We start from the raw sequence: 23,855 nt of genomic DNA on the forward strand, positions 1-23,855 counted from the left end.
TTCCGTTGGGCAGGGCTACACAGACCTTGCACGTACACCGGGGCCCAGCGCTGCTGGGCTTGGTGGCGAAAACACGTGAGGAACGGAGAAAACCAAGTCGGGAAGTGCCGGCTCCACTGCGGGCGTCGGGAAGGCTTTAACAAGAAGGTCAGCATCGCAGATGCTGACCAAGACCCTCTCCCTGAATATTCCCCGAAGTACAGCTAGTATCAACAGGGAGAGTTTAGGGGAATACAGGGCTATTTCCTATGCTACTCGTACGAGCTCGACGAGTTGGACACCCTATCAGCTCGTCGATGCCGACCCCGTATCACCGCGCCATGACGCACGAGCTACCGCTCCAACTCACCCAGCACAGGAACCAACCAGGACATTAACGGACGGATCTGGCGCTCGATGTCAATGGAATCGAAGGTCTGACTTTCGTGGTTCAGGTACGCATAAGCCATGAGGCGTCCATTTGGAAGCTGGACCACGCCTGTCAGGGTCAGCAGGCGCCAGCCACTGCCGGCTTTGGCGCCCCAGTACGTGTACTTGAACGGTGCGGCCTTGTCACGGCAGCACCCGTCGCTGAGCAGGGCCCGCATCAGAGTGTTGCTCTGAGGATTCAGCCCGCCTTTGAGATGAAGGTAGGCCAGAAAGTCGGCGTACCCATGCGCGGTGCTGATATTCTGCAGCGCGGTGTTCAGCGCCGCGTCATAGTTGAGTCCTTTGAAATACACGTCGAGGGAGCGTTCTACAGCTGGTCCAGTGACCTGCAGACTCCGGGTATTCAGTTGGCTGGCGAAAGCAATTCTTTCCTCGAGGGGCAACGCCTGGTACTGTTGCGCCGCACTCAGCATCACGTCCCGGCTGGTGGGCGGAATCAGTTCGGGAAACAGACCGGCCTGCGCGCCTCATAGGGCTTTGGTTGTTACCAGGGTCTGGGTGCAGGGGCTGCGTTCTGCCACCAGGGAGGCGATGCGTTCCGTCCCGACGGTCCGGTGCAGGATGTCCGCAGCCATGTTCTCGCTCTCTTTGATGGCAGCCTGTAAAAGATGCCGCACGGTGTTGGCGCCCTTGCTGTAAAACTCGATGGAACGGTTGGCTTCGGTCGTCGCCAGTGGCGTGTTCAGTGTCAACCGACCAGCCTCGATGTCGCGCAGTGTGGCCCAGAGCACTGCCGTTTTGTAGGCGCTGGCGAGCGGCATCACCCGGTTGACCGGACCGATGGCGTAGGCCCGCACAGGCGCGGCTGTCTTGAGATCGCGTATATCGCGGCGTAGAAACTGACCTTGCCGGAGACCATGGCTGGCAGAGGAAGGGGCGGGAGCGGGGCGGTCACGGCGGGTCCACAGACGGCCGATGTGGGGACGCCAACACTCCCAGTTGCCAACGGCTGTGGCCCAAGCTGCAAGATCTGACCGACGTGCAGGACCGTGGTGGTCAGGCCGTTCAGGCGCTGAAGCTCAGACACAGGGATACCTGTCTGGCGGGAAATGCGGCTGAGGGTATCGCCGGCCTGGACCAGATACGTGGCCGCCGTGGTCCTGGCAGGAGGCGCGATCGGCGACGTCGCCAGCGCGCTGTTTAGCAGAAGGCTCGCCAGGAGAAAGCCGTAGATCCTCGTTCGGTTGAAAGTCAGCGCCATTCTGCTTTCAAGATAAGTGGGGCAGTGGGCCGGTAGGGCAGAATTGACCGCTGTGGTCAACGGCTGGAGATGCGCTGTAGACGTATCGTTGCCACCGAACGTCCAACAGAAACAGACCGGAGAGCTCAACTGAGGCGATGGGATTTTCGGCGACGACATTCAGCTGTTCGATATGCCCTTTCTCTTCACCAGCACGTTAATTTCCTCAAGTGGCAGTTACTGGGGTATGCCGCGCAAGGAGGACGTCTCCCCGCCCTTTCCGTCTTCCGCCGACGGCTTGGCGCGCCATAGATGCCTGTTGACGGCTCTACACCATCATGCAACAATTTAAGTTGCGATATAGACTCCTTGTCTCTACTGCGCTTTATAGGAGCCGTGCTATGACCGAATCCACCCCATCAGACCGCAGTGAAGCTGAACAGTATTGGGAAGCCCGTTACCAAAACACCCCCAAACCCTGGACCGGACGACCCAATGCCCTCATGGCACGCTGGTCCGAAACTCTTCCCACAAGCACCGCCCTTGATCTCGGCTGTAGTGAGGGCAACAGCTCCGTCTGGCTCGCCCAGCAGGGCTGGCAGGTCACGGGTGTCGATATCTCGACCACGGCCCTCACCCGGGCAGCCCAGCATGTAGCAGACGCAGGCGTTGCAGAGCGCATCGACTTTCAGCAACACGACATGGAATACACCTTCCCGGAAGGTCAGTTCTCGTTCGTCTATGCCCTGTACCTTCAGTCACCCGTCGCCTTCCCACGCGACACCGTTCTGAGAAAGGCCGCCAGAGCCGTACAGCCAGGCGGCGTGCTGCTCATCATCGAGCACGCCTCTTCTCCATCTTGGGCGCCTCAGATGAAGCAGTTCCCTACCCCACAGCAGGCGCTTGCCACTCTTGATCTGAATCTCGATCAGTGGGACACGCTGTTTCTCGGCGCTCCAGAACGCGAGGTCACGGAGATGAAAGGACCGAACGGCGAGACTGGCGTGGTCACCGACAACATTATTGCGCTCCGACGCAAAAGCGGGTACTGACCAAGATCGCTGTAGTGCCCATGCGCTCTCCTCCTCCAGCTTGCTCCTCTGGTGCTCACGAAACACAATGGGTTCCATGAAACGTGACAGTCGCTTGTCCGGGATCCTGCACATCCTGCTGCATATGGCGGATCAGCCCAAGCCGCTCACCTCCGAACTGCTTGCCAAAGCGATGGACACCAATCCTGTGATTGTCCGGCGCATCATGTCGGGTTTACGTGAACGCGGCTACGTCCACTCCGAAAAGGGACATGGGGGTGGGTGGACCCTGGCCTGCGACCTCGCCACCATCACTTTGAACGACGTGTATACCGCGCTGGGCTCCCCCTCGCTGCTGGCTATCGGGAACCGCACTGAAGCGCCTGGCTGTCTGGTGGAACAGGCGGTCAATGCGGCGCTCAATCAGGCTTTTCAGGATGCGGAAAACCAGCTCCTTGCGCGCTTGGGTGAAGTGACCCTGGCCGATCTACGGACAGATATCCGTCGCCGTACCCCAACAGGTCAGCCTCCTGAGCCACTGGAGATCACACATGCATCATGACGTCATCATCGTCGGCGGAAGTTTTGCTGGCCTCTCGGCCGCTCTGTACATCGCTCGGACGCGTCGTTCCGTCTGCGTTCTCGATACCCATTCCCCCCGCAACCGCTTCGCGTCGCAGGCGCATGGCTTCTTGACTCAGGATGGCCAGTCACCCCGGGACATCCTGAATACCGCGCGCTCACAGGTTGCAGCCTATCCGACGGTTAGCCTCAAGGATGGCCAGGCCGTCAGCGCCACCCGAGAGGAAAGCGGATTCAGTATTACGTTGGCGACGGGGGAGGTCATGAGCAGTCATCTTCTGATTCTCGCCTTCGGTGTGCGCGACGAGCTGCCCGACCTTCCAGGACTGGGGGAACGATGGGGCCATTCCGTTCTGCACTGTCCCTACTGTCACGGCTATGAATTTGCTAGTCAGCGTTTGGGGGTGCTGTATACCTCGCCGATGTCATTCCACCAGTCGCTGCTGATCGCTGAGTGGGGTCCGACGACCCTTTATCTCAACGGTCATCCCGGGCCCGACCCAGAGTCGCGTGCGAAACTCGAGGCGCGTGGGGTAGAAATCGAACCCGCACGCATCGAAGTCCTGCATGGCGCAGAGAAAACCCTCTCTAGCTTGGAACTTGAGGGTGGGAGAAGAGTGCCAATTGCCGCTCTGTATCTTGGCTCTCGTACCCACCTGAACAGCGATATCGCCCAACAGCTCGGGTGTGAACTTGAGGACGGTGCGTTTGGGAAAGTCATCCGGGTCAATGAGATGAAAGAGACTACCGTCCCCGGCGTCTTCGCAGCAGGAGATATCACGCGCACGGCACACACCATCACTTGGGCTAACACGGATGGAGTGACAGCAGCTCTAAGTGCTCATCGGTCCATGATCATGTAAGAGGTCAGAGTGGACTGACCCCCCAGGAGCGGACCAGGAGGCAAGGCACTTCGCACTCGTCAGCCCGTAGGCTGACGGCACCGAAGGAGCCCCTATGCCCGGACGCATCCACAGCCGCGAGTTCAAGCTCGACATCGTGAACCAAGTCAACGGGGGTCAAAAGACGACCGCCCAGCTCTGCCGGGAACACTCCCTCTCACCCAGCCTGATTCATCGTTGGCGTAAAGAGGTCGAGGCCCGTGGGGAAGCGGCGTTCACGGATCAGGCCAAACCCGACCCGTCGCTGGAACAGCGTATTGCCGAGCTGGAGCGGTTCTGCGGGCAGTTGTCGCTGGAGAACACGATTCTAAAAAAGTCGTTGGCGACGTACCGCTCGAGACCAGGCACCAAATGATTGCGGATGCGCGCTCCGCGCATCCGGAGGTGTCGGTACGTCGCCTGTATGAGCTGCATGGGGTGAGCCGCTCGTGGTTCTCTCAACAGCAGCACGGGGAGGAGGTGGACCCCGACCAGGCCTTGGTAGACGACATTGAAGCCGTGGTAGAGGAGTTCGTCGGCTACGGGTATCGGCGGGTGACACGTGAGCTGGCCCGGCGAGGCCGCCCGGCCAACCACAACCGGGTGCTGCGGGTCATGCGGGAACGCCGCTTGCTGTGTCGCCCCAAACGTCGCTATCGGGCCACGACGAACTCGAACCACAGTGAGACGCGCTTTCCGAACCTGCTGCGCGAAGTCGTTCCGACACGACCGGATCAAGTGTGGCAGGCCGATCTGACGTATGTGCGGGTTCAGCAGGGCTTTGTCTACCTGGCCTGCGTTCTGGACGGCTTCACCCGGGAGGTGGTCGGCTGGTCCATGTCCAGGTTCCTCGACGCGGACTTGCCACTGGCGGCCTTGAACAACGCGCTGGTCGCGCGTTGTCCAGCCCCAGGGCTTCTGCATCATTCGGACCAGGGGGTGCAATATGCCAGCCGGGTGTACGTGGACCGCTTGCGGTCCGCGATCATCACGCCCAGCATGTCCAGAACGGGCAATCCCTACGACAACGCCAAGATGGAGAGCTTCTACAAGACCCTGAAGGCCGAGGAGGTCGATCTGCAAGAATACGTCGATCTGGACGACGCCCGGCGTCACATTGAATTCTTTATTTTTATTGCGGACCTGTACAACCGCCGCCGATTGCACTCCAGCCTGGGGTACGTTCCACCCGCCGAGTTCGCCGCCCGCTACACTGCTGCTCAGACGTGACTTGCCCTGCGGTCCGCTCAATTGGGTTCACTCCAGAGCTTAAAGCCCATGCGGGACGCTGAAACCACTGGAGTTGAACGTAGAAAAGGCGACCCGGAGGTCGCCTTGATTTCTCTAATATAGCCGGTTATGCAGGCTCAGTCAACTCTATCCACCGCATTCAAGCCTTCTTCGTCTGGATCGGCAAAATGCCATCGAAGAGAGTACCCTTACGCCCTTCCTTGACGCCTTGGAGGAAGTCAGGGAAGAGGAACGCCATGCCACGCTTCTCACAGCGGAGGTGATGCTCGACGTGCGCGTGATAGGCCTGGGAAGGCAGGACCAGCAGGTTGTCAGGGTGATTGTTGGTGCTGTCGCCGTCACGGTGGTGAACGATCTCGCCTGGGAGGAGGGGGCGACCAAGGCGTTCGGCGGCAATGAGGCGGTGAGCCAGAACCTGCTTGCCCGTGATCTGATCTTTCTGTGTGGCATATCGCTTCCGCCGGCGCATGCGTCATTGTGCTTGAACGTCTATGCCTTAAACCCGCCTCGATGCGAAGGGGTGGCGCTTTTTATGCGGTATCTGGGGTGGAAGGAAAGGGGATTTTTCTTGAAGAGAAGCCATCAGGCCCTCCGCCCGCCCTTCGTGCCAAGCCACCGAATACAATCAATAGAATAGATATATGGCTCCTTACCCTGCTCCTACTGTCCTTGATCAGCTCAAAGTGCTCGCCCAGGACACTCGGTACGCTCTAATCCGGCACATGGCTGAGGGCGAACGCTGCGTCTGTGATCTCGAGGACCTGCTTGGCCTTCCGCAGTCCAAGGTGTCGTACCATCTGGGCATTCTCAAGGAAGCTGGCCTCGTTATCTCCGAACAGCGTGGAAAAAACACGTATTACACCCTTCAGACCACCCCACTTTTCCTCCTGGGGGGACAGCTTCTCACTGATCTCTTCCCCGAGCATCCTACCCTGATACATCAACCTAAATCGGTGTGTTAGCGTAACGATATGCCCCGGGTGCTTATTCTCTGTACGCATAACTCCGCCCGCTCCCAGATGGCCGAAGCCCTCACTCGCGAGGCGGCGCGGCAAGCCGGACTGGATCTTGATGTCCACTCCGCAGGCACGGAAGCGACCCGCGTCAAGGACGAGGCCAACACCGTCATGCAGGAACTCGGCCTGAGTCTGGAGGCGCATCACAGCAAGACCCTCTATGACGTCCCTGATCCGCAGCACTTCGACTATGTCGTGACTGTCTGTGACAGTGCTGCCGAGGCCTGTCCAGTCTACCCCGGACAGACCCATCGGCGGCATTACCCGTTCGTCGATCCCAGCGGTGGGAGCCTCGGCCGCTGGCGCGCTGTGCGCGACCAACTCGCCGCCCAGTTCACGGTGTTTGTGCAGGCTCTTCAGCAGGGGCGCCCCGCCCCCGAGAGTTACGAAGACAGTCCCCCCGTCCAGGTGGCGTAAGTCGCCGTGCAAGGAGATTCAGCATGACTCAGACGATTCCTGGTCTCCATGACCAGAGCACCACGCAACACGTCATCTCTGCGCTCCGGACACCTCCCCAGCGACCTCTGGAGTTTCATCTCTATGGTGAGGTGTTGGTACCCGCCGGGTATCACGTCACTGAGGTGAAAGCCGTAATGATCGAAGCGATGGACTGTGGGGGGCAGGCCTCTTCCTGGCGGGAGACAGTCATTCAGCTGATGGACGGGTCGGTGGAAGAAGCGAAGGGGGGCTTCATGACCAACCGAAAGTTCCTGGCGATCTATAACCGCGTGGTAAAGCGTGTACCCGTGCGGGATGAGGCGCAGATCCGGTTCGAGTATGGGACTGCGGCAGCGCCAGCTCTACAGTACGGGGTGACTCACATCGAGAGCCGCACCGACCGCATCATGGTTCATCTCCGCCCTCCAGCCGTGCAGTGCAAGGCAGGAGAGAAGTGCGGCATCCCCACAGAAGCGTCAGGGGAAACCTGCGCGCCAGACTCTGGCTGTTGCGGACCTCAAGCCCCGATCTCTCTGAGCTGAATAGCGTATGCGGGCAAGCGCCTTCCTGTGATTCGCTCTAGGGATGCCAGATCTGAATCAGGCGGCACAAGCCCTCCGCCTCACCCTTGGGGATTTCCTCGATCGTTCCGGCCCAGAAGGCGTCTTTCACCTTGCTCCAGGGGGACCAGGCGTGCTGCCCGCTCTGGCAGACCTCGACCTCCCTGAACTCCATCTCGACCTTCTCCCCGAAGTGCCTACCCCTACACAGCAGCACCTCCTGACCCGTCTCGGCTACCTCTCTCTCGATGCCCTGACCTGGTCTCACCCTGGAGGTTGGCGCTTGGTGATCTGTATTCATGGCAGTGGCTGGCGAGCCAATCAAGCCGCGTTGTCGACGTGGCTCCGAGAGGAGCCCGCCGCCGCGCAGGTCTACCGACAGGTATTTCAACGGGATGGGCGCATCTCCGCGGACAAGACATTCTTGCCGGCCGCGCTCAGTCACTATGAACGGACCATCGGGCTACAACCTCTGGCAGACCTGGCCACCACGCTCTCCTCGCTGACCACACCATGGATGTTCGCTGCGGGGATGGCCCTTGACCTGCATCTCGGGCGAGTCGCACGGCCACACGACGATCTCGATATCATCCTGGATAGGTCCGCTCAGGAAGAGGTGATTCGTCTGCTGAAAGACTGGCGCTTGGATGTACCGACGGATGGGGTCTACCAGCCCTATAGAGGGCATCTGTATCCATCACAGCACCAGATCCACGCTCGGCATCCGGAGCTTCAGGGCATCTTATTGGTGGATTTGCTGCTGAGCGACCTGAGCGAGGGGACCTGGCGCTACCGGCGCGATCCTCAAATCACGTTGCCCCTGAGTCGAGCTCGTCAGTGGAGTCGCCAAGGCTGGCCGTATCTGGCGTCAGAGGTTGTCCTGCTGTTCAAGGCGGCATCAGTTGGCCGGAAGATTCGGGACAAAGACCAGGCGGATTTCGATCGGGTACGGCCCAGCCTGAGCGCAACGTCTTTAGAATGGCTGAAGAAGACTTTGACGCTGACTCAACCTGGACACGTCTGGCTTGAAGAGCTTTAGGCGCGAATGAAGGTATATGAGCTCTGGAGCTCGAAATGGAAATTTCAAACGCCCCATGCCGTGGGGCTTTTTTTCGACTGTTGTGGCGAGCGACGGACTTCTGATTCGAGGCCTGCTCCTGGTCTGCCGCGTTGACCCAGAGTGATCAGTTAGAAGTCTTCGACCTCCGCAGCGACGTCGTTGCGCCTGACCGCGACATATCGGCGGGTGGTGTCGACCGACGCATGACCGAGGAAGAGACTCACTCGGGTGAAATCGCCCGTCGCTTCATAGAGCATCGTGCCCGATGTTTTGCGCGCGGCGTGGAAGCCCCGGAAGCGACCAGGGAGACCCGCACGCTCGAAGGCGCGGCGCAGTTGGCGGGCGGCCGTGTTGTNTAGAGCATCGTGCCCGATGTTTTGCGCGCGGCGTGGAAGCCCCGGAAGCGACCAGGGAGACCCGCACGCTCGAAGGCGCGGCGCAGTTGGCGGGCGGCCGTGTTGTAGATCAGGCCCTCGAAGTACGCCCCCTCTTGCGGGAGTCCCATCAACGCCTCGCGCACGCGGCGCCCGAGTGGAACCACCCGGACCTTGCCCCCCTTGCCACGGACGGTCAGATCCCGACCCTGCACGTCGGACGGACGCACCGCAAGCGCTTCACTCACCCGGAGACCGGAGTGCGCGCAGAGGAGAAGCAANCTTGCCACGGACGGTCAGATCCCGACCCTGCACGTCGGACGGACGCACCGCAAGCGCTTCACTCACCCGGAGACCGGAGTGCGCGCAGAGGAGAAGCAACGCAGCGAGCTTCGGGGTGCAGTGGGGCAAGACGCGCTCGATCTCTTCGAGGTAGGGAGGATTCTTGACGATGCCGGGCGTCGGGTCGGCAGGTGCGGAAGTATCGGTGAACGGATCGAGCTGGGTGACGCCGGCCCACCTCAGGGCACGGTAGAGCGCTCGTGCTCCAGCGAAGTACTGGGCGACCGAGGCAGGCGAAAGGTGACCGACCCCGCCACGCCCCGGCGAGGTCTGGAGGTGAGCGAGGTAACGGCCGCCATCCCGGTGCCCCGGACGGAGGAGTTGCATTCCACTCCTCTGAGCCCAGGGGACGAAGGTGCGCACGGCAAGTTGGTAAGCGGCGACCGTCTTGGGACTGGTGCGAGCGCCCTTCTTGCTCCCGGCATGGAGGTAGGCGGTGAGGACTTGGGTGAGTGCCTGGGTGTCGTAAGTGGCTGCGGCTTCCGTGGCGCGGACCCGTAACGCTTGGTCGGTGAGATCCGACCAGGCTAACGCGGTAGTAGGGCGGACGAGGGTCATGGGGGGAGGAAGACCCCCAGCCTATGTGTAGGGCCAATCTTTTACAGGCCCCACTATGAGACATGTGCCTGACCCCTGACCCGACCCTCCCCCCACGCACCGGCGTCCGGCTCGTGCGGTGCGTCTATGTCCCCTGGGGCCTTTTAGGGGCCATCGGCCTGTTGATCTTCGCTTGGACTTACTTCGACCCGGTCCCGGCTTTCCTATCGCTAACTGTTCTGTGAACTGAAAAAGGCGCGACAGGCTCACCCCAACAGTATGTTTGGCGTTATGTCCGTCTCCCACACCTCCTCGCCTTCCTTGAGTGAGCGACTGCAAGAAGTCACTGAAGCTCTCGCAGCCGTTCACACTCCTGAGGCGGTGTTTCGTGTGGTCCTAGCTCCTGCACTCGATGCCCTGGGTGCCCTTGCTGGAGCCATCTTGCTCGTCAACTCGGCTGGTGACCGACTGGACCTGGCTGCGGCCCAAGGGAACACGCAGGGCCAGCCGTCTCTCTGGCAGGAGGGCGTCCTAGACGATATCCTGCCGGCCAGCGATGCCCTACGGCGGCACCAATCCCTCTTCTTTGAACATCCGGGTGACCTCGTGCAGGCCTATCCAGACCTTGAAGCTCGCACCGGTGGAGTGGCGGCTGTCGCCACGGCCGTCCTCCCGATGTTTCTCGACGAGCAGCCGCTGGGAGCCTTGATCCTCGATTTCAAGGAACCGCACCAGTTCACGCCAAAAGAAATTCGCTTCCTGCGCACCCTCGCCGCTCAGAGTGCCACCGCTCTCGGCCGTACTCAGCTCCTGGCTGACCTACAACGCCAGGTCAAGGAACGTACACAGCATCTTCAGGCCAATGTCCACGCGAGCGATGCGTTCATTGCTTTTACAGAAGCAATTGGAACAGAAACAGATTTCTTGCAACTCGCTCGTCAAGCCATGACCTTGTTGCGTGGCCGCTTTCCCGGTATAAGCACCGCTTATTACACCCCCGACGGCGATCTCTGGAAGGCGCAACTCTGGAGTGAAGACATGGCCCCCTCCTTGGTGCAGGGCATCACGGCCGGTCTGCCAGGGAGTACGCCGCTCATTCGTCAGGCACTTGAGACGCGAACATTGGTCTGTATAGGTGCCTGGAATTCCGCACAGCAGGAGATTGCCCATTCCGAGTCTTATGGAGCAGGGGCTGCCTATCCGTTACTGATCGACGGGGACATCCAGTCGCTCCTGCTGATTGGCCTGAAAGATGCCCAGAAGTGGACTGAGCCGGATCAAGCGCTGGTCCGTGCGGTCGGAAGGAGCTTGAATCTAGCCCTAGAGCGAGCGGCTCAGGTGGAGCGTCAAGCCCGTCAGAGTGCAGAACTCGATGCCCGCAACCGTGCTCTGGAGAACTTCGCAGAGCTGACCCGCGATCTGAGCCTGGAAACGGATCCCTACATCCTGATCCAACTGGCGCAGACAGTCGCTCTCACTCTCCTCCCTGAAGGCTACGCGCTCTACTTTGAACCGCAGGGGGATCGGTGGGTCCTCCGGGGCCAGACGGGGGACTTACGGAGTGAAGGCTTACAAGCCGCTGCGGATAGGGGACTCCCCTACCATGAAGCGAAGAATCTCCTCATTCCCTACGAGAGTCGTCAGCCGTACTACCAGGATCAATACGCAAAGGACACTGATAACCTCGATGGCCTGGTGGCTCATCTGGGAGCGTCAGCCACGTTACCGGTCCTGGTCAATGGGCAAGTGCGTGGGGTGTTCGCCGTCGTGCTCTTCGGAAAAGTGCGCTATTGGTCGCGTCCGGATCAGGCCGTCCTGGAATCGGTGGTCTACAGTTTGGGCCTGGCAGTGGAGCGGGCGATCACGGCTGCCCAATTGCAAACTCGGACGGATGAGGCCGAACGTCGTGTCCAGGCGCTTGAGGCCTTCGCCGTGCTCACTGCTGGACTGAATGTCGAACAGGATCCCTTCTCGCTGATTCTGCAAGCCCAGGAAGTCGTCCTGGGCCTTCTCCCCTCAGGACGTGCTGGGTACTGGGAACTGGAGGCGGGCCTCTGGTTCCAGCGAGTCAGTGCCGGGGGCCCGCTGCCCTCAGCTCTGCAGGCGTTCATTGACGCGGGCCTCCCCGTAGGACGAACCACCAGCCTCGATCACGCTTGGCGCACGGGTGAGCCGATCTATTATGACCGCTACCCCACGGGCCAGGACGTTGCCCCAGCGCTGGAACAACCGGCTCAGTCCACAGCCCTTCTCCCCGTATGGGAGGGCGACCAGATTCGAGGGGTCATGGATTTCACGACGTATACCCCCTACGTCTGGCAGGCTGCGGACCGCGCGATGCTGACCAGTGTAATTCAGAGCCTGAAGCTGGCTTTGGAACGTGCTCGGGGCATTCAGGTCCTGGCTGAACGCACCGCGCAACTGGAACAGAGTCATAACGACCTGTCCGTCGCGAATCAGGAACTCGAGGCTTTCGGGTACAGCGCTTCGCACGACCTCCGGACACCGGTACGTCACGTCAAGGGCTTTGTCACGATGGCTCTGCGGGCTTTGGAACAAAACGACATCACCAAAGCTGTTCGTCATCTGGGGATCGTCGCAGAGGCGGCGGACCGGATGAATGCGATGATCGATGCGCTGCTGGCCCTCTCGCAAGCGGGGCGCGCAGAGTTGAACGTGCGACCTGTCGCGCTCTCGATGCTGGTGCACCAGGCACAACAGGACGTGCGGCTGGAGTTTCCGCAACAACTCGTGGAATGGCAGGTGGAGGACCTCCCGACCGTCGTGGCCGATCCGGTCTTGCTGCAGGAGGTCGTGACCAACCTGATCAGCAACGCGGTGAAATACCACCATAAGGAGCAGCTCCCTCGAATCCGGATCTGGACCGAGCAGGGCGAGCAGGAAACTGCGCTGTTCGTGCAAGACAATGGCGTGGGGTTCGACCCTCACTATGCGGACAAGCTCTTTGGCGCGTTTCAGCGGCTCCACACCCAGCAGGAGTTCATTGGGACTGGGATTGGGCTGGCAACGGTGCGGCGGATCGTGACCCGGCATGGCGGCCGCGTGTGGGCAGAAGGCCGACTCGGCGAAGGGGCCACCTTCGGATTCTCGCTCCCCAGATAAACAGGGGAGGTCGACGCATACCAGGGGGCAATGGGCTTGGTATTCTTCGTCTGAAGGCGGAAGTTACGAACGTAGCGACTAGGGTTGGCAGTACCTGCGCGTGTCCTTGCCGTGGAATAGATGTCTCTTCTTCCGGTCATTGACCGAAACCTACGCGTAGTTAGCCGAGGCACAGGCTGGATGGGTGTTGAAGCAAACGCCGGTAAGCCTGAAGAAGTCACCGGCGGACAGTGAGTGTTCTAAAGATCAGGTGGGGATACTACTCGTGGACATGGACGCACCAGCGGTGCTCTCCAATAGAAGGAAGCTCAGCTCTCCTCGCCTGCGATCCAGGCCGCAAGTTCTCTCGCCGCTTCTCGTTCCAGAGTCCAGTTGACCTGCGGTGGGGTCTCTCCCGGTTGAGAAGCGGTGACGGTCAAAACGCCCCGCGTACTACTGACGGCAGACTGCCAGGGCTTGACCATCACGCTGCCCTCGCCACCTGCCGCAGCCACACGAATCAGCGTTTCGAACTGAAGACTGTAGGCCGGCGACAGATCAAACAAGAAGACCTGCCCTCCTGCGGCACGACCCGTGAGACGGTAGGTCGCGCTGTACTGAGTGATATCGAGCACGGCCCCGGCCGGAGTAGAGGCCGTCAAGGTGAGGGTCTGAGACATGGCCTCAGGGTAGGACGCCGCGCGTGAGAGGACACTGCCCAGACACCTTGTCGTCCGTCCTCTTTCCCAAAGCGAAGCGGGGCCGTAGACCTCTCGCCTGCAGACATAGACTCCAGCCTGAGCTATCGCGCGCTGGAGGCCTCATGACTTCCGCTTCCCACCTGACTGTCCTCATCACGACGCGGGCGTGGTGGCAGCAGGGCCGGAGTGTGGCCGGGCTGGCCCTGCTGAGTGGCATCTTGCTGGGTGCCGGAACACTCCTCGTACAGTCCGGCGTGAACGGGCTCCCTGAGGATCTCCCCGCCAGTGTTATGACATTGGCAAGGGTCGTCAGTCAGGGGCAGGTGCTGGAAGTTAATACCTTCATGGTCGCCGTGAGTCCGGTGCTCCTCTCACTTTTGTGTACTCTGCTGGCCATGATGATCACGCCTAGCATCGTGAGTGAGGACATCAGAGGAGGCATTCTGGAAGCTCTCCTGACAACCCCGCTCGGCAAAGCAAGGATCTTCCGCGCCTACTTGGGAGCGGCAGTCCTGTTGACCCTGCTGTGCTGGGGCCTGTGCGGCGCGGCACTGAGCGGCACCTGGGCCCTGATCAGCCAGATCTTTGCGCTGCACGTCCAGATCTCTTCCCCGCTTCTCTGGATGCTGGCAGCCTTGCCTCTGAGCATGACCTTCTGGTCGGCTGCCGTCTGCCGTCATGCTGAGTGCGTCCCTTCTTTACTCGGCCAGCTTGGACATGAGCGCCGGAGTCAATGGGGGCCCGGCCCAGCTGCTCGCCCTGGCACCCAGCATCCTCCTGTTTCCGGCGGTGGTGATGGCCAGTCAGTCTTTCTGGCCGCTGCTGATGGGCGGCCTGGTGCTTTCCACATTGACCGCATTCTCGCTGCTGATCTTGACGGCCAGATGCTTTAGGACGACGGCGATTCTGGAGTGAGCCAGGAAAGCGCGCCCCGCCTCCTGCACCCGTGGACAGCGCCAACTAAGGGGAGGGAGAGCGCTAGGTCTCCTCCTTCCACGTTAGGACCGTCCGGATTGCGTCTTCATCCGTGCCTAGCCCGGCGAGCTGGGCAGCTGTCACGTGGCCCTGTAGGTATAGCTCCGCTGCCTGATCCTTGACCGCGTCCGGAAGAGTCACTTTCCTGAGAAGAAAGCGGGCGGTGTGGAGACTGCGTTCCAGCAACGTCTCGGCAACCTCCGGCTCGACGGGCACCGCTACAGTAGACGAGCGCGTCACCGGAGTCGGCAGGGAGTCGATTACCTGATACTTCTGGGGATCACGCAGGATGTCGACCAGCAAGCCACTGGCACTTTTGGCTTTGTACCCTGCTGCGAGCAGTTCATCGAAGCGGCGCACTGCTCGCTGGACGGCATCAAGGCCGTATTCTGCGGCATATTTCAGAGCTGCGCCCTGTGTGATGCGGCGGCTGGTGAGCGCAGCGACCGCCTCCGGGCGGGCAGGAGGACGCAGACTCTGCGCGAACACATACTGTATCTGCTGGGCTTTACCCCGACCCAAATAGTGCACGTCCTGTAGGAAACCGCAGTCAATCAGTTGCCGGTGCGGCGCCTCGAGTGCTCGCCGGATCGTGTCTGGCCGGCCGTTGATGCCCAGGCGAGTCGCCCAAGGCAAAAGAGCCGTCTGGAAGATCGTCTGAACGGGCCGGTCGACAGGATGCTTCTCGTCTTCCAGTCGGCGGTACAGGGTCCGGGTCAACGGCTGCGTAAGTTCACGCAGAACGTTCAGGTCCACCGGCCGGACGTACCCGAGACGGATGCTGCGGGCCATGTCCGGATCCAGTGTCACTTGAAAGAGAGCCTCGGCACTCAACGCCACTGCCTCAAAGGCCAGAGGGTTCTTGCGGCGGTCAATGACCCGCCAGGTCTGTACGAGGCTGGTACTCAGGGACTGGAACCGCTCTTCTGTACGGTCATACCAGCTGTCCTGAATGGTGTATGTGCTATTGCGTAGACGCGTCAGGCTGGGGACGATCGCAGCGTACCCGTGCCCACCGATGGGTAGGGCCGCGTAGGACAGCAATTGATGAGCCGTCACCTGAACGGTGTTGTTCTCCGGACAATTTGCCGCGATGTAGGCGTTGGTCAGTCCAAACAGGATGTCGTTGTCGATCCCGTGTGGGACGACGTCATCAGCGCTGGCAACACACCGGACGTGAATGGTGACACCCAGATGATCGGCAGACGACCAAGAGCGTTCCCACGAGGTCATCGTGTCCGGCACACGGGCCGCAGCGAGCACTAGAGACAGGCGGTTGAGATTACGTTCCTCACTGCCACTGGTCAACTCCAACGTGCTCGTTTTCTTGGCCTTGCGGGACACAGCGCATTCTAAGCCATCAGTGAGGAGCTAGGGAGACGATCGGAGGGGACTGTTTTCTTGAGTGTTGTTCAAAACCTTTCAAGCCCTCACTGATAAAAGATTTGACTAAAAACATTGATGTCATCATCAAGGGATCAGAGAAAACACCGTCGTGCTGCTGAATTTCAGAGAAAACTCCACAAGTCCGCAAGTAGAATTCCACAAGTCCGCAACTGAAAATGCACTCAATTCCACAAGTCCGCAACTGAAAATGCACTCAATTCCACAAGTCCGCAACTAAGGTCGGTCTTAACCCCACAAGTCCGCAACTAGAATCCCACGAGTCCGCAACCCGGTATCCCACCGAAATTCCACGAATCTACAAGTCTCTAGTAGGCCAACTCCACAAGTCCGCAATGCCTTGATGATGTTCAGTTCCACAAGTCCGCAAGTGGAATTCCACCAATCCGCAAATATCCGAAGGACAAACTCCACAAGTCCGCAAGTCGATCCTCCTGACAAGGAGTTCCTCAGGAGGTATCGCATATTCATCACCTGTATGTGTGGGATGGAAGGTGCAAAGGAATGGCCGCTTTGTTTGCGGACTTGTGGAGTTCAGCCCAGCATCCGGACACTCCGATAGTCACCTGTGACCACAAGACGTTCATCAGCTGAGAGAAGACACGTCCGTCTTGAACTCCCCTCCGGCGGCTCCCATTCCATCTGCGGGTTCCTGCGCATTCTCGGTGCCATATGGATGTCCAATCTCCTGCGCCATACCACTACAGTAGAGCTTTGACGTTCCTGCTGATTTGCAGGTTGCTGGGGGAGCGCTATACGCTACCCTCATAGACGTGGCGGAATTTGTCGTAACGGAAGCCTTCGGCGGCCCGGGAGAGCATGGGGAAGCGCGGGTTTTCGAGGCTGTCAAAGCCGCATATGCTGGCGATGAAGCCCTGGGATTCTGGCGCTACCCCCTGGTGACTCGTGAAACGGTGCGGGAACCGGACATCCTGATCGCTGATCCAGAGCTTGGCCTGACAGTGATTGAGGTCAAGAGCCTGCCGCTGGACCTGATCGCAGGCGTAAGTGGTTATCGGTGGGATCTCACCCGCCCCTACTACGGCAAGATGCACCTGAATCCATACGAGCAGGCCCGCAAGCAAGCGCAGTTGCTCGGGGAAATGGCTATACGCCGCAGTGACCTCGCCCAACTCGCCACGCGAGCCCTCGTGGCACTCCCGCTGATCACGCGTGAAGCGTGGGACGAGCGGTTCGGACATCTGCTCAGCGATGTGCCGATGTTGTTCGCAGATCAACTGACGCCTGCGCAACTCCGGGCTGCATTAACGCGAACACCATCTGTGCGTTACGGCGCGCCGCTGGACGATACGGCGTGGATGACGCTCCGTAGTGCCCTGGGGACTAGTGGGAACATTCCCAAACGGATCATCCGTCCTCCGGTCCCGGTGGTGGCTCCCGCGCCAGCCCGTCGGGCAGACCTCGTCACGCGCGCCGCGCGGCACCTGCATGCTTTCGACCTGCAGCAGGAACTCATCGCCAAGACCATCCTGCCCGGCCCGCAGCGTATCCGTGGGATCGCCGGCAGCGGGAAGACCGTGTTGCTCGCACAGAAGGCCGCCACCATGCACCTGCGCCACCCGGATTGGAACATCGCGCTGGTATTTTTCTCCCGGAGTTTGTATGACCAGATCCGCACTCAAGTCGACCACTGGCTGCGGCAGGCCAGTGGGGGAGAGCAGTCCCTGCAGACTGTCGGGCATCGCCTGCGGATCCTCCACGCGTGGGGCAGTAAGGACCAGCCAGGCTTCTACCGCACGCTGGCCTCTCAGGTGGGCGTCACACCACTCACCGTAGACCGCACGCCGCCCGGTAGCCCGACCAGCAAGCTCCTCTTCGCGTGTCGGGCGCTCCTACTTGACGCGCAGCTCACGGGCTCCTCCCTACAGGTATTCGACGCGGTGTTGATTGACGAGGGACAGGACCTCGTACACGAGGAAGCAGCCCTGAACTTCGAAGAGAAGCAGGACTTCTATTGGATGGCCTATCAGAGCCTGCGTCCAGTGGCACGCGATGTCCTGCTGGATACAGGGGAGCCAGAAGCGCGGCGGCTGATCTGGGGGTATGACGAGGCGCAGAGTTTGGATACGCTGACTATCCCGAACACGCGGGAACTATTTGGGGACGCGGGCGCCGCCATCTTCGGGCCGGGGGTCTCCTATAAGGGTGGGATCAAGAAGAGCGAGGTGATGAACCGCTGCTACCGCACGCCAGGGCCGGTGCTGCTGGCCGCGCACGCGCTCGGGATGGGCTTGCTGCGCGAGGGTGGGATGCTCGCGGGCCTGACCAACCGCGCCGACTGGCAGGCCATCGGGTACGACGTCAACGGACAGTTTCGCAGCGGCAGCGAGGTTACTCTGACCCGCTCGCCGGAGAACTCGCCGAATCCGCTGGCAGGCCTGACGGACGAACCACTCGTCACCTTCGATACATACCCGACCCGCCGGGCGGAACTCATGGCGCTGATCGAGCGCGTGCAGAAGGACCTGAGCGTGCACGGCCTGTATCCGAGCCGGCAGATCCTGATCGTCGTGCCGGGTCTGGACTGGGAACCGTACACGCTTCAGGAAGATGTCTTCAAGGCCCTGCGCAGCGTGAATATCAGTGTGTACCTGCCCGGCAATAAAGACGTGAATGCCCCGCGGCAAAAGTGGCCGGATACGGATCCGAATGGCTTTTGGCGTGACGGGGCCGTGACGGTCTCCCCAGTTATGCAGGCCAAGGGGAACGAGGCGGACGTGGTGTATGTGGTCGGCGTGGACCGGATCGCGGCGCATGAGGATGTCATCCGCCTGTGTAACCAGCTGTTCGTCGGAATCAGCCGCAGTCGCGGCTGGGTGCACCTCAGCGGATCCGGCATGGACGGCGTGCCGCTGGCCAGCGAGATCCGGCGGGTGCTGGCGAGTGGTCCGGAACTGCGCTTTACATACCGCCAGCCTCGCCGGCAACTCGACGACGTCCGCAACTGAGACCACCGCCCACCCCAGAAATCCAGTCGAATTCCTGTTCATGACGCTGCATTCTGGTACAGGCCTGAGCACTGTCCTCCCACCTATGAGGGTCTGTCAGTGTGGTGGCCGCGCTGAGCGCGGGCTGCAGGATGATCCCTGACTTCATAGCGATCCAGAACGTCCCCGTCTGCAAGGTATCGGACGCCCGGACAGGATCGTCCCAACCTGATCTGTCAAGAGTTTGGTGGAGACTCAGTTCAGGATGTAGGCCTGCTCCTCGAAGGCCGTCGGTGACTGATACCCCAGCGACGAGTGACGACGGCGACGGTTATAGAACACTTCAATCCACTCGAACACCTCTGTCCGTGTCTGGGCACGGCCCCACTGCGCTTCACTGAGTCCCATCTCCATTTTCAAAGTCGCAAAAAAGCTTTCCTGAACAGCGTTATCCCAGCATTTCCCCGCCTCGCTCATACTCTGAACGGCCTGCAATCTGTCCAGCGCCTGCAGGTACACATCGCTCGTGTACTGGCTCCCTCGATCCGAGTGATGCAGGAGTCCGCCTGGTGGGTTCCGACGCGCCACGGCCATCTCCAACGCCGCTGGTGACAGCGGCGTCTGAAGTCGCTCATTCAGCGCCCAGCCGACCATTTTCCTCGAGTACAGGTCCATGACCGTCGCCAGGTACAACCAGCCTTCACAGGTAGGGACATACGTGATGTCCGTGACCCACTTCCGGTTCGGGCCGTCCGCAGTGAACACCCGATCAAGAATGTTTTCCGCGACTGGACGCGAAGATTTCGCTTTGGTCGTCGTGCGGAACTTCCGTTTCCCACGCGCGACAAGCCCAGCTTGTCGCATGAGTCGCCTGATCCGCTGACAACTGACCTGCTCTCCCTGTGCCTGCAGGTCGACTTGGATGTGCAGCGCCCCGTACGTTCCCCGACTCTCCTCGAAGCTGCTCCTGATTTTCTCGGTTAGCACGCGATCTTTCGTGATCCTCTCGCTCTCCGGCCTTCTCCGCGCAGCGTAGTACCCGCTGATGCTCACGTCCAGAATCCGGCACATCAGTTCCACCGGGAACTCGTTGTGATGCCGCTCGATGAACCTGAAGATCAGGGCTGCTTCGCGAAGAAGGCCAGCGCTTTTTTCAGGACATCCCGTTCTTGTCGTGCAATTTCCAGCTCCCGTTCCAGTTCCTTCAGGCGAACCTCCTGAGGCGAAAGGGCGAGGATGCCCCGCCCGGTGAAGACTGGGCGGCCGGCCGCTGTCTGGGTGTCCTGCTGCTGCTTCCACCGGACGACGTAGTGAGGGGGAATGCCGAGGTCGCGGGCAATTTGGGCGCAACTCTTTCCGGTTGTGCGAACCAGCCGGACGGCTTCGTGTTTGAACTCAGCGGTGAATTTCTGCTTGGGTACGGACATTCTGTCCTCCAGTGTGAATCACACTGAACTTACCCTCCACAAAACTCTATCCACATCAAATGCTCCAATAGGGGTTTGTCTGGAGAAGGTGTTCGAAGCAGCCAACGAAAACCCAGCCCTCCGGGTGCAGTTAGGCGAGGTGTTCCTGGATCTCCAGAAAGTCATGCCTGACCTCCGCCGCGCACGCACTTCAAAATAGAGCACCGAAAAGTTCTTTCCTGAAAGAACACGATATGGTGCCGCCATGATCACTGCCACGGTGTTCAACCACGCGGGTGGGGCCGGCAAGACTAGCCTTACCCGTGACGTCGGCTATCAACTCTCCCAGGCCGGGCACCACGTCCTGCTCATCGACCTCGACCCGCAGGCCAATCTCACGAGTTGGCTGGGGGTCCGGAAAGTGGATCTGGCGCAGACCGTGTTCGATGTGGCGGTCGAGGGCAGCTCCCTCCCCACGCCCGTTGAGGTGCACGGCATGCATCTCATCCCCTCGAAGGTCGATCTTGCCCGCGCGGAGGCGCGCATCATGGGCCTCCCCGGCGCCCACAGCTCGCTGCACGTGGCCCTCCAGGAGGTCACGGACCGGTACGACGTAGTCCTGATCGACAGCCCCCCCAGCTTGGGGCAGCTCGCCATCCTGGGCGCGGCCGCCGCCGACAGCCTGATCGTGCCTATCCCCACCCGCGCCAAGGGCTTGGACGCCATGCCTGGTCTACAGGAAGCCACTACGCTCTACCGACGGGTGCGGCCCCACCTACGGGTCGCCCTCTACGTGCCCACCATGTACGACGCTCGGCGCTCGCACGACCGTGAAGTCCTGGAAGATTTACGCTCCCACCTGTCGCCCCTGGGGGAGCCGGTGCCCGAGCGTGCTGCCGTGTGGCTCGACTCCAGCCTGGCCGGCGAACCGGTCGGTGTCTATGCTCCGGGCAGCCCCGTGCACCAGGACGTCCTGCGCATGACGGCCGAGGTCGCCCGGGCGCTGGGGGTGCGGGCATGACCCGCAAGCGTCCCCCCCGCCGTGAGGGCCTGGCCGAGTTGCTGGGTGGCGCGAGTGCGCTGGCCCACAGCCCCGAACTGACTCTACAGGTGGCCGATCTGCGCCCTGGGGCCGCACAGCCCCGGCAGTACTTCGATGAGGTGGCGCTGGAGAGCCTCGCCCAGAGCATTCGCACCGAGGGCGTGCTCCAGCCGCTGCTGGTGCGCCCGGTGCCAGACGGGTACGAGATCGTGGCCGGCGAGCGCCGCTGGCGGGCGGCCCAGCTCGCCGGCCTGGAGGAGGTACCAGTGATCATCCGGGACCTGGACGAGCGGCAGGCGAGAGTGGCTGCGCTGATGGAAAACCTGCAGCGCGAGAATCTCAGCCTGATCGACGAGGTGACCGCGAAGCTGGATCTGGTCGCCTCGGTGCTGGGCCTCTCCCGCGACGAGGCGCGCGGCCGCCTGATGCAGTTGCTCCGGGAAGAACCAAGCGAGGACCACCAGCAACTCGAGCAGGTGTTCTCCAGCCTGGGCGAGCAGTGGGGTAGCTATGCGAAAAACAAGCTCCACATTCTGAACTGGCCTGCTCCACTGCTCGACGCGCTGCGCTCCGGCCTGCCCCGCACGCTCGCCAGCGTGATCGTAGGGGCACCCGAGGAGCATCACGCCGAGCTGATCGCTCTGGCTCAGGGCGGCGCGTCGCGGGCGGAACTGATGACTGCAGTCGACCAGCTACGTGAGAAGCAGCGTGCTCCGGTTGAGCCCTCGACTTCGCTGGCCGTGCGGCGCCTGACTAGCCGCCGGTTCATGGGCGCTTTACCCGACGACGAAAAGAAGGCCGTGGAGCGTTGGCTTGCGCGGATGCCCGAGGTGCTCCGGCGTCAGGAGTAGGCCGTTCTTTCCGGAGCGAACTGCCGCCCTCCAGGGCGGTTCTTTCTGGAGCGAACACATGGAGCGCACGTCTCGCACACACCTATTTGCCGGCAAACAGAACGAACATAGACCCATGTACGAAGAAGCGACCGTCCGCAACACCACCCCCACCATCACCATCGACTTAGCCGCCGCGACCGTGAGGGACGACTGGATGCCCCACCACACCGTCGAAATTGCCGACGAGGACGGCGCAACCAGCCAGCTCCGCGTCCACCCCGGCGTCTCCGCCGCGCTGCGCCGCGCCGCTCTGCTCCAGCCCTCCGGCCTGTGCAGCCGCCTCCGGGTGGACGTCCACGAAGGCGGCGAGCACGTCGGTCTGGAAAGCGTCGGGGTCTACTGGGAAGGCTGAGCCCCTCCGCCCCGGCCCCCGCCTCCGGACGGGGCTTTTTTTGCCGTCCCGCACACACAATCCGCACGTCTGACGCACACCACCGGGGCGGCAAACAGAGCGAACATCACCCTATGAACGCGCCCCAGAAGCTCAGCCCCGCCGCCCAGGAACGCCTTGACCGCCTCGTGCGCGCCACCCAGCCGGAGATGATCCGTCCCTCTGGCGCCGCGCGCCTCGGTGCCGGCCACCCCAAGCGTCTCTACCGCCGCCTCCGAGCCGCTTGGTGGGCGACCCATGAGATCCTCTCCGACTTCAGCTTCGAGAAGGAGTTCGCGCCCAACGACGTGATCGCGGCGGTAAGCAACCACGAGCGCGCCCAGAGCCTGCTCGCTCAGGCTCGCCGACTGCCCCGGACCCACCTCGGGGCAAAGGCCCGCGCCCAGGCCCAGGACAACGCCGACGTGGCGCTGGAGGTGGTGGCGCTGCTCGCCAACGAGGCCAAGTCACCGAAGCCCACGAGGCTGCCCACGCCGGCCGCTGGGCCGAAGCGCGCGCCCTGCTGGGCATCATGGACGGCGCCCTCGAACGTGGCGAAGGGGGCAATGCCGCGCACGCCTCGCGCCGCCGCAAGATCCTGCGCCTCGAGGCCGAGACCCGCGAAGCCCTCAAGGCCGAGCCGGTGGCCGAGGTTGCCCCCGCCGAAGCCCTCGCCCAGCCCGAAGTTGCGGCCGAGCTGCCCGCCCCCGAAGTCACCGAGTCGGAAGCTGCCCCGGAAGTCCTGGAGGTCACTCCCGCCGCCGAGCCCGAACTGCCCGCCGCCGAAGTGGCCGCCCCTGCCGAAGTGGCCCCGCTTGCCCCTGAGATGCCCGTGGCGCCCCTGGAGACCGAGGAAGCTCCCGCTGCCCCGGAGGCCGCTCCTACGCCCGTACAGCCCGACGCCGCCCCGGTCGCCGCGAAGGCCCCCCGCAGCGTGGCCGCCCCCAAAGAGCTCACCCCCGAGGCCTGGAACCAGGTCGGCACCGCCCTGCGCCTCCAGGGCATGGACGCGGCCGAGCGCGCCGCCGCTCTGCCCGACCTGCAGGTCGCGCTGAACGAGGCCAAGATCGCCCGCAATACCCACGGCACCAAGGTGGCCGAAGCCGCCCTGCTCCAGGCCCGCGTGGACGTGGCCGCCCTTGAGGGGGACGTGGACGGCGCGAACGCCACCTGGGACCGCCTGTTCGACGTCACCACCGGTCTGCGCGGGGCCGCCCAGAAGCTCCAGCGCGCCGGAACGCCTGACGCCGCGAAGGACGCCGCCTACGAGCAGGCCCGGCAGTTCAACCTGCGGGTCAGCGCCTGGGGCCGGGGCGTGAATCCTGCCTGATCC

The 23,855-nt window shown here is 61.8% G+C and carries 26 protein-coding genes and 2 pseudogenes; 16 read left to right on the plus strand and 12 right to left on the minus strand.

The annotated features are described in order from the left end of the window. Positions 1–332: 332 nt before the first annotated feature. From ASF71_RS12880 to ASF71_RS25785, 3 genes are read right to left on the minus strand one after another with little or no spacing between them, the layout of a single operon-like run. Positions 333–845 carry a hypothetical protein gene (locus tag ASF71_RS12880; RefSeq protein ID WP_156372787.1) on the minus strand — a complete coding sequence of 171 codons (513 nt, stop codon included), beginning with the start codon at positions 843–845 and terminating at the stop codon, positions 333–335. Positions 846–896: 51 nt separating this feature from the next. Next, positions 897–1,226, minus strand: coding sequence for a serine hydrolase (locus tag ASF71_RS12885; protein WP_056300757.1), 330 nt, complete (start codon positions 1,224–1,226; stop codon positions 897–899). Next, positions 1,190–1,789 (minus strand): LysM peptidoglycan-binding domain-containing protein, encoded by a 600-nt coding sequence (locus ASF71_RS25785; protein ID WP_082505999.1) that lies wholly within the window; start codon positions 1,787–1,789, stop codon positions 1,190–1,192. The genes ASF71_RS12885 and ASF71_RS25785 overlap by 37 nt, the downstream gene beginning before the upstream one ends. Positions 1,790–2,010: 221 nt before the next feature. Here ASF71_RS25785 and ASF71_RS12895 point away from each other — a divergent pair, with 221 nt between their 5' ends. The 5 genes from ASF71_RS12895 to ASF71_RS12915 all read left to right on the plus strand — a co-directional run bounded on the left by ASF71_RS12895 (position 2,011) and on the right by ASF71_RS12915 (position 5,333). Further along, positions 2,011–2,661: a bifunctional 2-polyprenyl-6-hydroxyphenol methylase/3-demethylubiquinol 3-O-methyltransferase UbiG gene (locus tag ASF71_RS12895; RefSeq protein ID WP_156372789.1), complete on the plus strand. Its 651-nt coding sequence runs from the start codon at positions 2,011–2,013 to the stop codon at positions 2,659–2,661. A gap of 76 nt (positions 2,662–2,737) precedes the next feature. Further along, a complete protein-coding gene (locus ASF71_RS12900; RefSeq protein WP_056300767.1) occupies positions 2,738–3,202 on the plus strand; it encodes an Rrf2 family transcriptional regulator in 465 nt (154 codons plus the stop codon). Further along, positions 3,192–4,085 (plus strand): NAD(P)/FAD-dependent oxidoreductase, encoded by an 894-nt coding sequence (locus tag ASF71_RS12905; protein ID WP_056300770.1) that lies wholly within the window; start codon positions 3,192–3,194, stop codon positions 4,083–4,085. The genes ASF71_RS12900 and ASF71_RS12905 overlap by 11 nt, the downstream gene beginning before the upstream one ends. Before the next feature lie 94 nt (positions 4,086–4,179). After that, on the plus strand, positions 4,180–4,479 hold the full coding sequence (locus ASF71_RS12910; RefSeq protein WP_056300773.1) for a transposase: 300 nt from the start codon (positions 4,180–4,182) through the stop codon (positions 4,477–4,479). After that, positions 4,476–5,333, plus strand: coding sequence for an IS3 family transposase (locus tag ASF71_RS12915; RefSeq protein ID WP_056300777.1), 858 nt, complete (start codon positions 4,476–4,478; stop codon positions 5,331–5,333). The genes ASF71_RS12910 and ASF71_RS12915 overlap by 4 nt, the downstream gene beginning before the upstream one ends. Before the next feature lie 160 nt (positions 5,334–5,493). Here the strand turns inward: ASF71_RS12915 and ASF71_RS12920 are convergent, their stop codons facing one another. After that, complete coding sequence (locus tag ASF71_RS12920) at positions 5,494–5,823, minus strand: HNH endonuclease (RefSeq protein ID WP_082506001.1); 330 nt, start codon at positions 5,821–5,823, stop codon at positions 5,494–5,496. Between the two features lie 172 nt (positions 5,824–5,995). Here ASF71_RS12920 and ASF71_RS22815 point away from each other — a divergent pair, with 172 nt between their 5' ends. From ASF71_RS22815 to ASF71_RS12935, 4 genes are all read left to right on the plus strand, one after another. Beyond that, the gene (locus ASF71_RS22815) at positions 5,996–6,316 is read left to right on the plus strand and encodes a helix-turn-helix transcriptional regulator (protein WP_082506002.1); all 321 of its coding nucleotides are present in this window, start codon (positions 5,996–5,998) and stop codon (positions 6,314–6,316) included. Positions 6,317–6,325: 9 nt separating this feature from the next. Beyond that, entirely contained in the window at positions 6,326–6,787 is a 462-nt protein-coding gene (locus tag ASF71_RS22820) for an arsenate reductase ArsC (RefSeq protein ID WP_082506003.1), read from the plus strand. 23 nt (positions 6,788–6,810) lie between these two features. Continuing rightward, entirely contained in the window at positions 6,811–7,350 is a 540-nt protein-coding gene (locus tag ASF71_RS12930) for a DUF6428 family protein (protein WP_056300782.1), read from the plus strand. Positions 7,351–7,501: 151 nt separating this feature from the next. Further along, positions 7,502–8,407: a hypothetical protein gene (locus tag ASF71_RS12935; protein ID WP_235514433.1), complete on the plus strand. Its 906-nt coding sequence runs from the start codon at positions 7,502–7,504 to the stop codon at positions 8,405–8,407. Between the two features lie 149 nt (positions 8,408–8,556). Here ASF71_RS12935 and ASF71_RS25790 read toward each other — a convergent pair whose 3' ends face one another. From ASF71_RS25790 to ASF71_RS12940, 3 genes and pseudogenes are all read right to left on the minus strand, one after another. After that, positions 8,557–8,685 carry a hypothetical protein gene (locus tag ASF71_RS25790; RefSeq protein WP_369814993.1) on the minus strand — a complete coding sequence of 43 codons (129 nt, stop codon included), beginning with the start codon at positions 8,683–8,685 and terminating at the stop codon, positions 8,557–8,559. 99 nt (positions 8,686–8,784) lie between these two features. Beyond that, positions 8,785–9,050: pseudogene (locus ASF71_RS25155) on the minus strand (integrase); the annotation flags it as partial. A 34-nt stretch (positions 9,051–9,084) separates the two neighbouring features. After that, a pseudogene (locus ASF71_RS12940) lies at positions 9,085–9,702 on the minus strand (site-specific integrase); the annotation flags it as partial. Positions 9,703–9,972: 270 nt separating this feature from the next. Here ASF71_RS12940 and ASF71_RS12945 point away from each other — a divergent pair. Continuing rightward, the gene (locus ASF71_RS12945) at positions 9,973–12,804 is read left to right on the plus strand and encodes a GAF domain-containing protein (RefSeq protein ID WP_156372790.1); all 2,832 of its coding nucleotides are present in this window, start codon (positions 9,973–9,975) and stop codon (positions 12,802–12,804) included. 308 nt (positions 12,805–13,112) lie between these two features. On the opposite strand, the gene ASF71_RS12950 is transcribed toward ASF71_RS12945, so the two are convergent. Next, a complete protein-coding gene (locus ASF71_RS12950; protein WP_056300792.1) occupies positions 13,113–13,463 on the minus strand; it encodes a hypothetical protein in 351 nt (116 codons plus the stop codon). A 275-nt stretch (positions 13,464–13,738) separates the two neighbouring features. Here ASF71_RS12950 and ASF71_RS12955 point away from each other — a divergent pair, with 275 nt between their 5' ends. Then, positions 13,739–14,377, plus strand: coding sequence for a hypothetical protein (locus ASF71_RS12955; RefSeq protein WP_156372791.1), 639 nt, complete (start codon positions 13,739–13,741; stop codon positions 14,375–14,377). Between the two features lie 85 nt (positions 14,378–14,462). Here the strand turns inward: ASF71_RS12955 and ASF71_RS12960 are convergent, their stop codons facing one another. Then, a complete protein-coding gene (locus tag ASF71_RS12960) occupies positions 14,463–15,803 on the minus strand; it encodes a replication initiator protein A (RefSeq protein WP_156372792.1) in 1,341 nt (446 codons plus the stop codon). 833 nt (positions 15,804–16,636) lie between these two features. Between ASF71_RS12960 and ASF71_RS12965 the strand changes: the two genes are divergently transcribed. Further along, a complete protein-coding gene (locus ASF71_RS12965) occupies positions 16,637–18,832 on the plus strand; it encodes a nuclease-related domain-containing DEAD/DEAH box helicase (protein WP_056300802.1) in 2,196 nt (731 codons plus the stop codon). Between the two features lie 234 nt (positions 18,833–19,066). Here ASF71_RS12965 and ASF71_RS12970 read toward each other — a convergent pair whose 3' ends face one another. Together ASF71_RS12970 and ASF71_RS12975 are read right to left on the minus strand one after the other, a co-directional pair. Beyond that, the gene (locus ASF71_RS12970; RefSeq protein ID WP_056300873.1) at positions 19,067–19,933 is read right to left on the minus strand and encodes an IS3 family transposase; all 867 of its coding nucleotides are present in this window, start codon (positions 19,931–19,933) and stop codon (positions 19,067–19,069) included. Continuing rightward, a complete protein-coding gene (locus ASF71_RS12975; protein WP_056300805.1) occupies positions 19,930–20,238 on the minus strand; it encodes a transposase in 309 nt (102 codons plus the stop codon). Before ASF71_RS12975 ends, ASF71_RS12970 begins: the two co-directional genes overlap by 4 nt. A gap of 244 nt (positions 20,239–20,482) precedes the next feature. Here ASF71_RS12975 and ASF71_RS12980 point away from each other — a divergent pair, with 244 nt between their 5' ends. The 3 genes from ASF71_RS12980 (at position 20,483) to ASF71_RS12990 (ending at position 22,504) form a co-directional block, all read left to right on the plus strand. Further along, positions 20,483–21,238, plus strand: a complete 756-nt coding sequence (locus ASF71_RS12980; RefSeq protein ID WP_056300807.1) for a ParA family protein — start codon at positions 20,483–20,485, stop codon at positions 21,236–21,238. Beyond that, positions 21,235–22,110 carry a ParB/RepB/Spo0J family partition protein gene (locus tag ASF71_RS12985; RefSeq protein ID WP_056300810.1) on the plus strand — a complete coding sequence of 292 codons (876 nt, stop codon included), beginning with the start codon at positions 21,235–21,237 and terminating at the stop codon, positions 22,108–22,110. The genes ASF71_RS12980 and ASF71_RS12985 overlap by 4 nt, the downstream gene beginning before the upstream one ends. A gap of 115 nt (positions 22,111–22,225) precedes the next feature. Continuing rightward, positions 22,226–22,504: a hypothetical protein gene (locus ASF71_RS12990; RefSeq protein ID WP_156372794.1), complete on the plus strand. Its 279-nt coding sequence runs from the start codon at positions 22,226–22,228 to the stop codon at positions 22,502–22,504. A 373-nt stretch (positions 22,505–22,877) separates the two neighbouring features. Here the strand turns inward: ASF71_RS12990 and ASF71_RS23785 are convergent, their stop codons facing one another. Further along, the gene (locus ASF71_RS23785; RefSeq protein ID WP_156372795.1) at positions 22,878–23,099 is read right to left on the minus strand and encodes a hypothetical protein; all 222 of its coding nucleotides are present in this window, start codon (positions 23,097–23,099) and stop codon (positions 22,878–22,880) included. Between ASF71_RS23785 and ASF71_RS13000 the strand changes: the two genes are divergently transcribed. Further along, the gene (locus tag ASF71_RS13000; protein WP_056300820.1) at positions 23,055–23,852 is read left to right on the plus strand and encodes a hypothetical protein; all 798 of its coding nucleotides are present in this window, start codon (positions 23,055–23,057) and stop codon (positions 23,850–23,852) included. The two genes, ASF71_RS23785 and ASF71_RS13000, sit on opposite strands and share 45 nt — an antisense overlap. Positions 23,853–23,855: the final 3 nt, after the last annotated feature.

The sequence above is a fragment of the Deinococcus sp. Leaf326 genome, assembly GCF_001424185.1.
Lineage (GTDB): Bacteria > Deinococcota > Deinococci > Deinococcales > Deinococcaceae > Deinococcus.

What these genes read in the sequence shown, in the direction of transcription:
- ASF71_RS12975 (WP_056300805.1), bottom strand. Translation starts at nt 20,238, where the DNA reads ATGTCCGTACCCAAGCAGAAATTCACCGCTGAGTTCAAACACGAAGCC.
- ASF71_RS12920 (WP_082506001.1), bottom strand. Translation starts at nt 5,823, where the DNA reads ATGCGCCGGCGGAAGCGATATGCCACACAGAAAGATCAGATCACGGGC.
- ASF71_RS25785 (WP_082505999.1), bottom strand. Translation starts at nt 1,789, where the DNA reads ATGTCGTCGCCGAAAATCCCATCGCCTCAGTTGAGCTCTCCGGTCTGT.
- ASF71_RS12930 (WP_056300782.1), top strand. Translation starts at nt 6,811, where the DNA reads ATGACTCAGACGATTCCTGGTCTCCATGACCAGAGCACCACGCAACAC.
- ASF71_RS12905 (WP_056300770.1), top strand. Translation starts at nt 3,192, where the DNA reads ATGCATCATGACGTCATCATCGTCGGCGGAAGTTTTGCTGGCCTCTCG.
- ASF71_RS22815 (WP_082506002.1), top strand. Translation starts at nt 5,996, where the DNA reads ATGGCTCCTTACCCTGCTCCTACTGTCCTTGATCAGCTCAAAGTGCTC.
- ASF71_RS12900 (WP_056300767.1), top strand. Translation starts at nt 2,738, where the DNA reads ATGAAACGTGACAGTCGCTTGTCCGGGATCCTGCACATCCTGCTGCAT.
- ASF71_RS13000 (WP_056300820.1), top strand. Translation starts at nt 23,055, where the DNA reads ATGGACGGCGCCCTCGAACGTGGCGAAGGGGGCAATGCCGCGCACGCC.
- ASF71_RS12945 (WP_156372790.1), top strand. Translation starts at nt 9,973, where the DNA reads ATGTCCGTCTCCCACACCTCCTCGCCTTCCTTGAGTGAGCGACTGCAA.
- ASF71_RS12990 (WP_156372794.1), top strand. Translation starts at nt 22,226, where the DNA reads ATGTACGAAGAAGCGACCGTCCGCAACACCACCCCCACCATCACCATC.
- ASF71_RS22820 (WP_082506003.1), top strand. Translation starts at nt 6,326, where the DNA reads ATGCCCCGGGTGCTTATTCTCTGTACGCATAACTCCGCCCGCTCCCAG.
- ASF71_RS12985 (WP_056300810.1), top strand. Translation starts at nt 21,235, where the DNA reads ATGACCCGCAAGCGTCCCCCCCGCCGTGAGGGCCTGGCCGAGTTGCTG.
- ASF71_RS12895 (WP_156372789.1), top strand. Translation starts at nt 2,011, where the DNA reads ATGACCGAATCCACCCCATCAGACCGCAGTGAAGCTGAACAGTATTGG.
- ASF71_RS25790 (WP_369814993.1), bottom strand. Translation starts at nt 8,685, where the DNA reads ATGCTCTATGAAGCGACGGGCGATTTCACCCGAGTGAGTCTCTTCCTC.
- ASF71_RS12915 (WP_056300777.1), top strand. Translation starts at nt 4,476, where the DNA reads ATGATTGCGGATGCGCGCTCCGCGCATCCGGAGGTGTCGGTACGTCGC.
- ASF71_RS12980 (WP_056300807.1), top strand. Translation starts at nt 20,483, where the DNA reads ATGATCACTGCCACGGTGTTCAACCACGCGGGTGGGGCCGGCAAGACT.
- ASF71_RS12950 (WP_056300792.1), bottom strand. Translation starts at nt 13,463, where the DNA reads ATGTCTCAGACCCTCACCTTGACGGCCTCTACTCCGGCCGGGGCCGTG.
- ASF71_RS12910 (WP_056300773.1), top strand. Translation starts at nt 4,180, where the DNA reads ATGCCCGGACGCATCCACAGCCGCGAGTTCAAGCTCGACATCGTGAAC.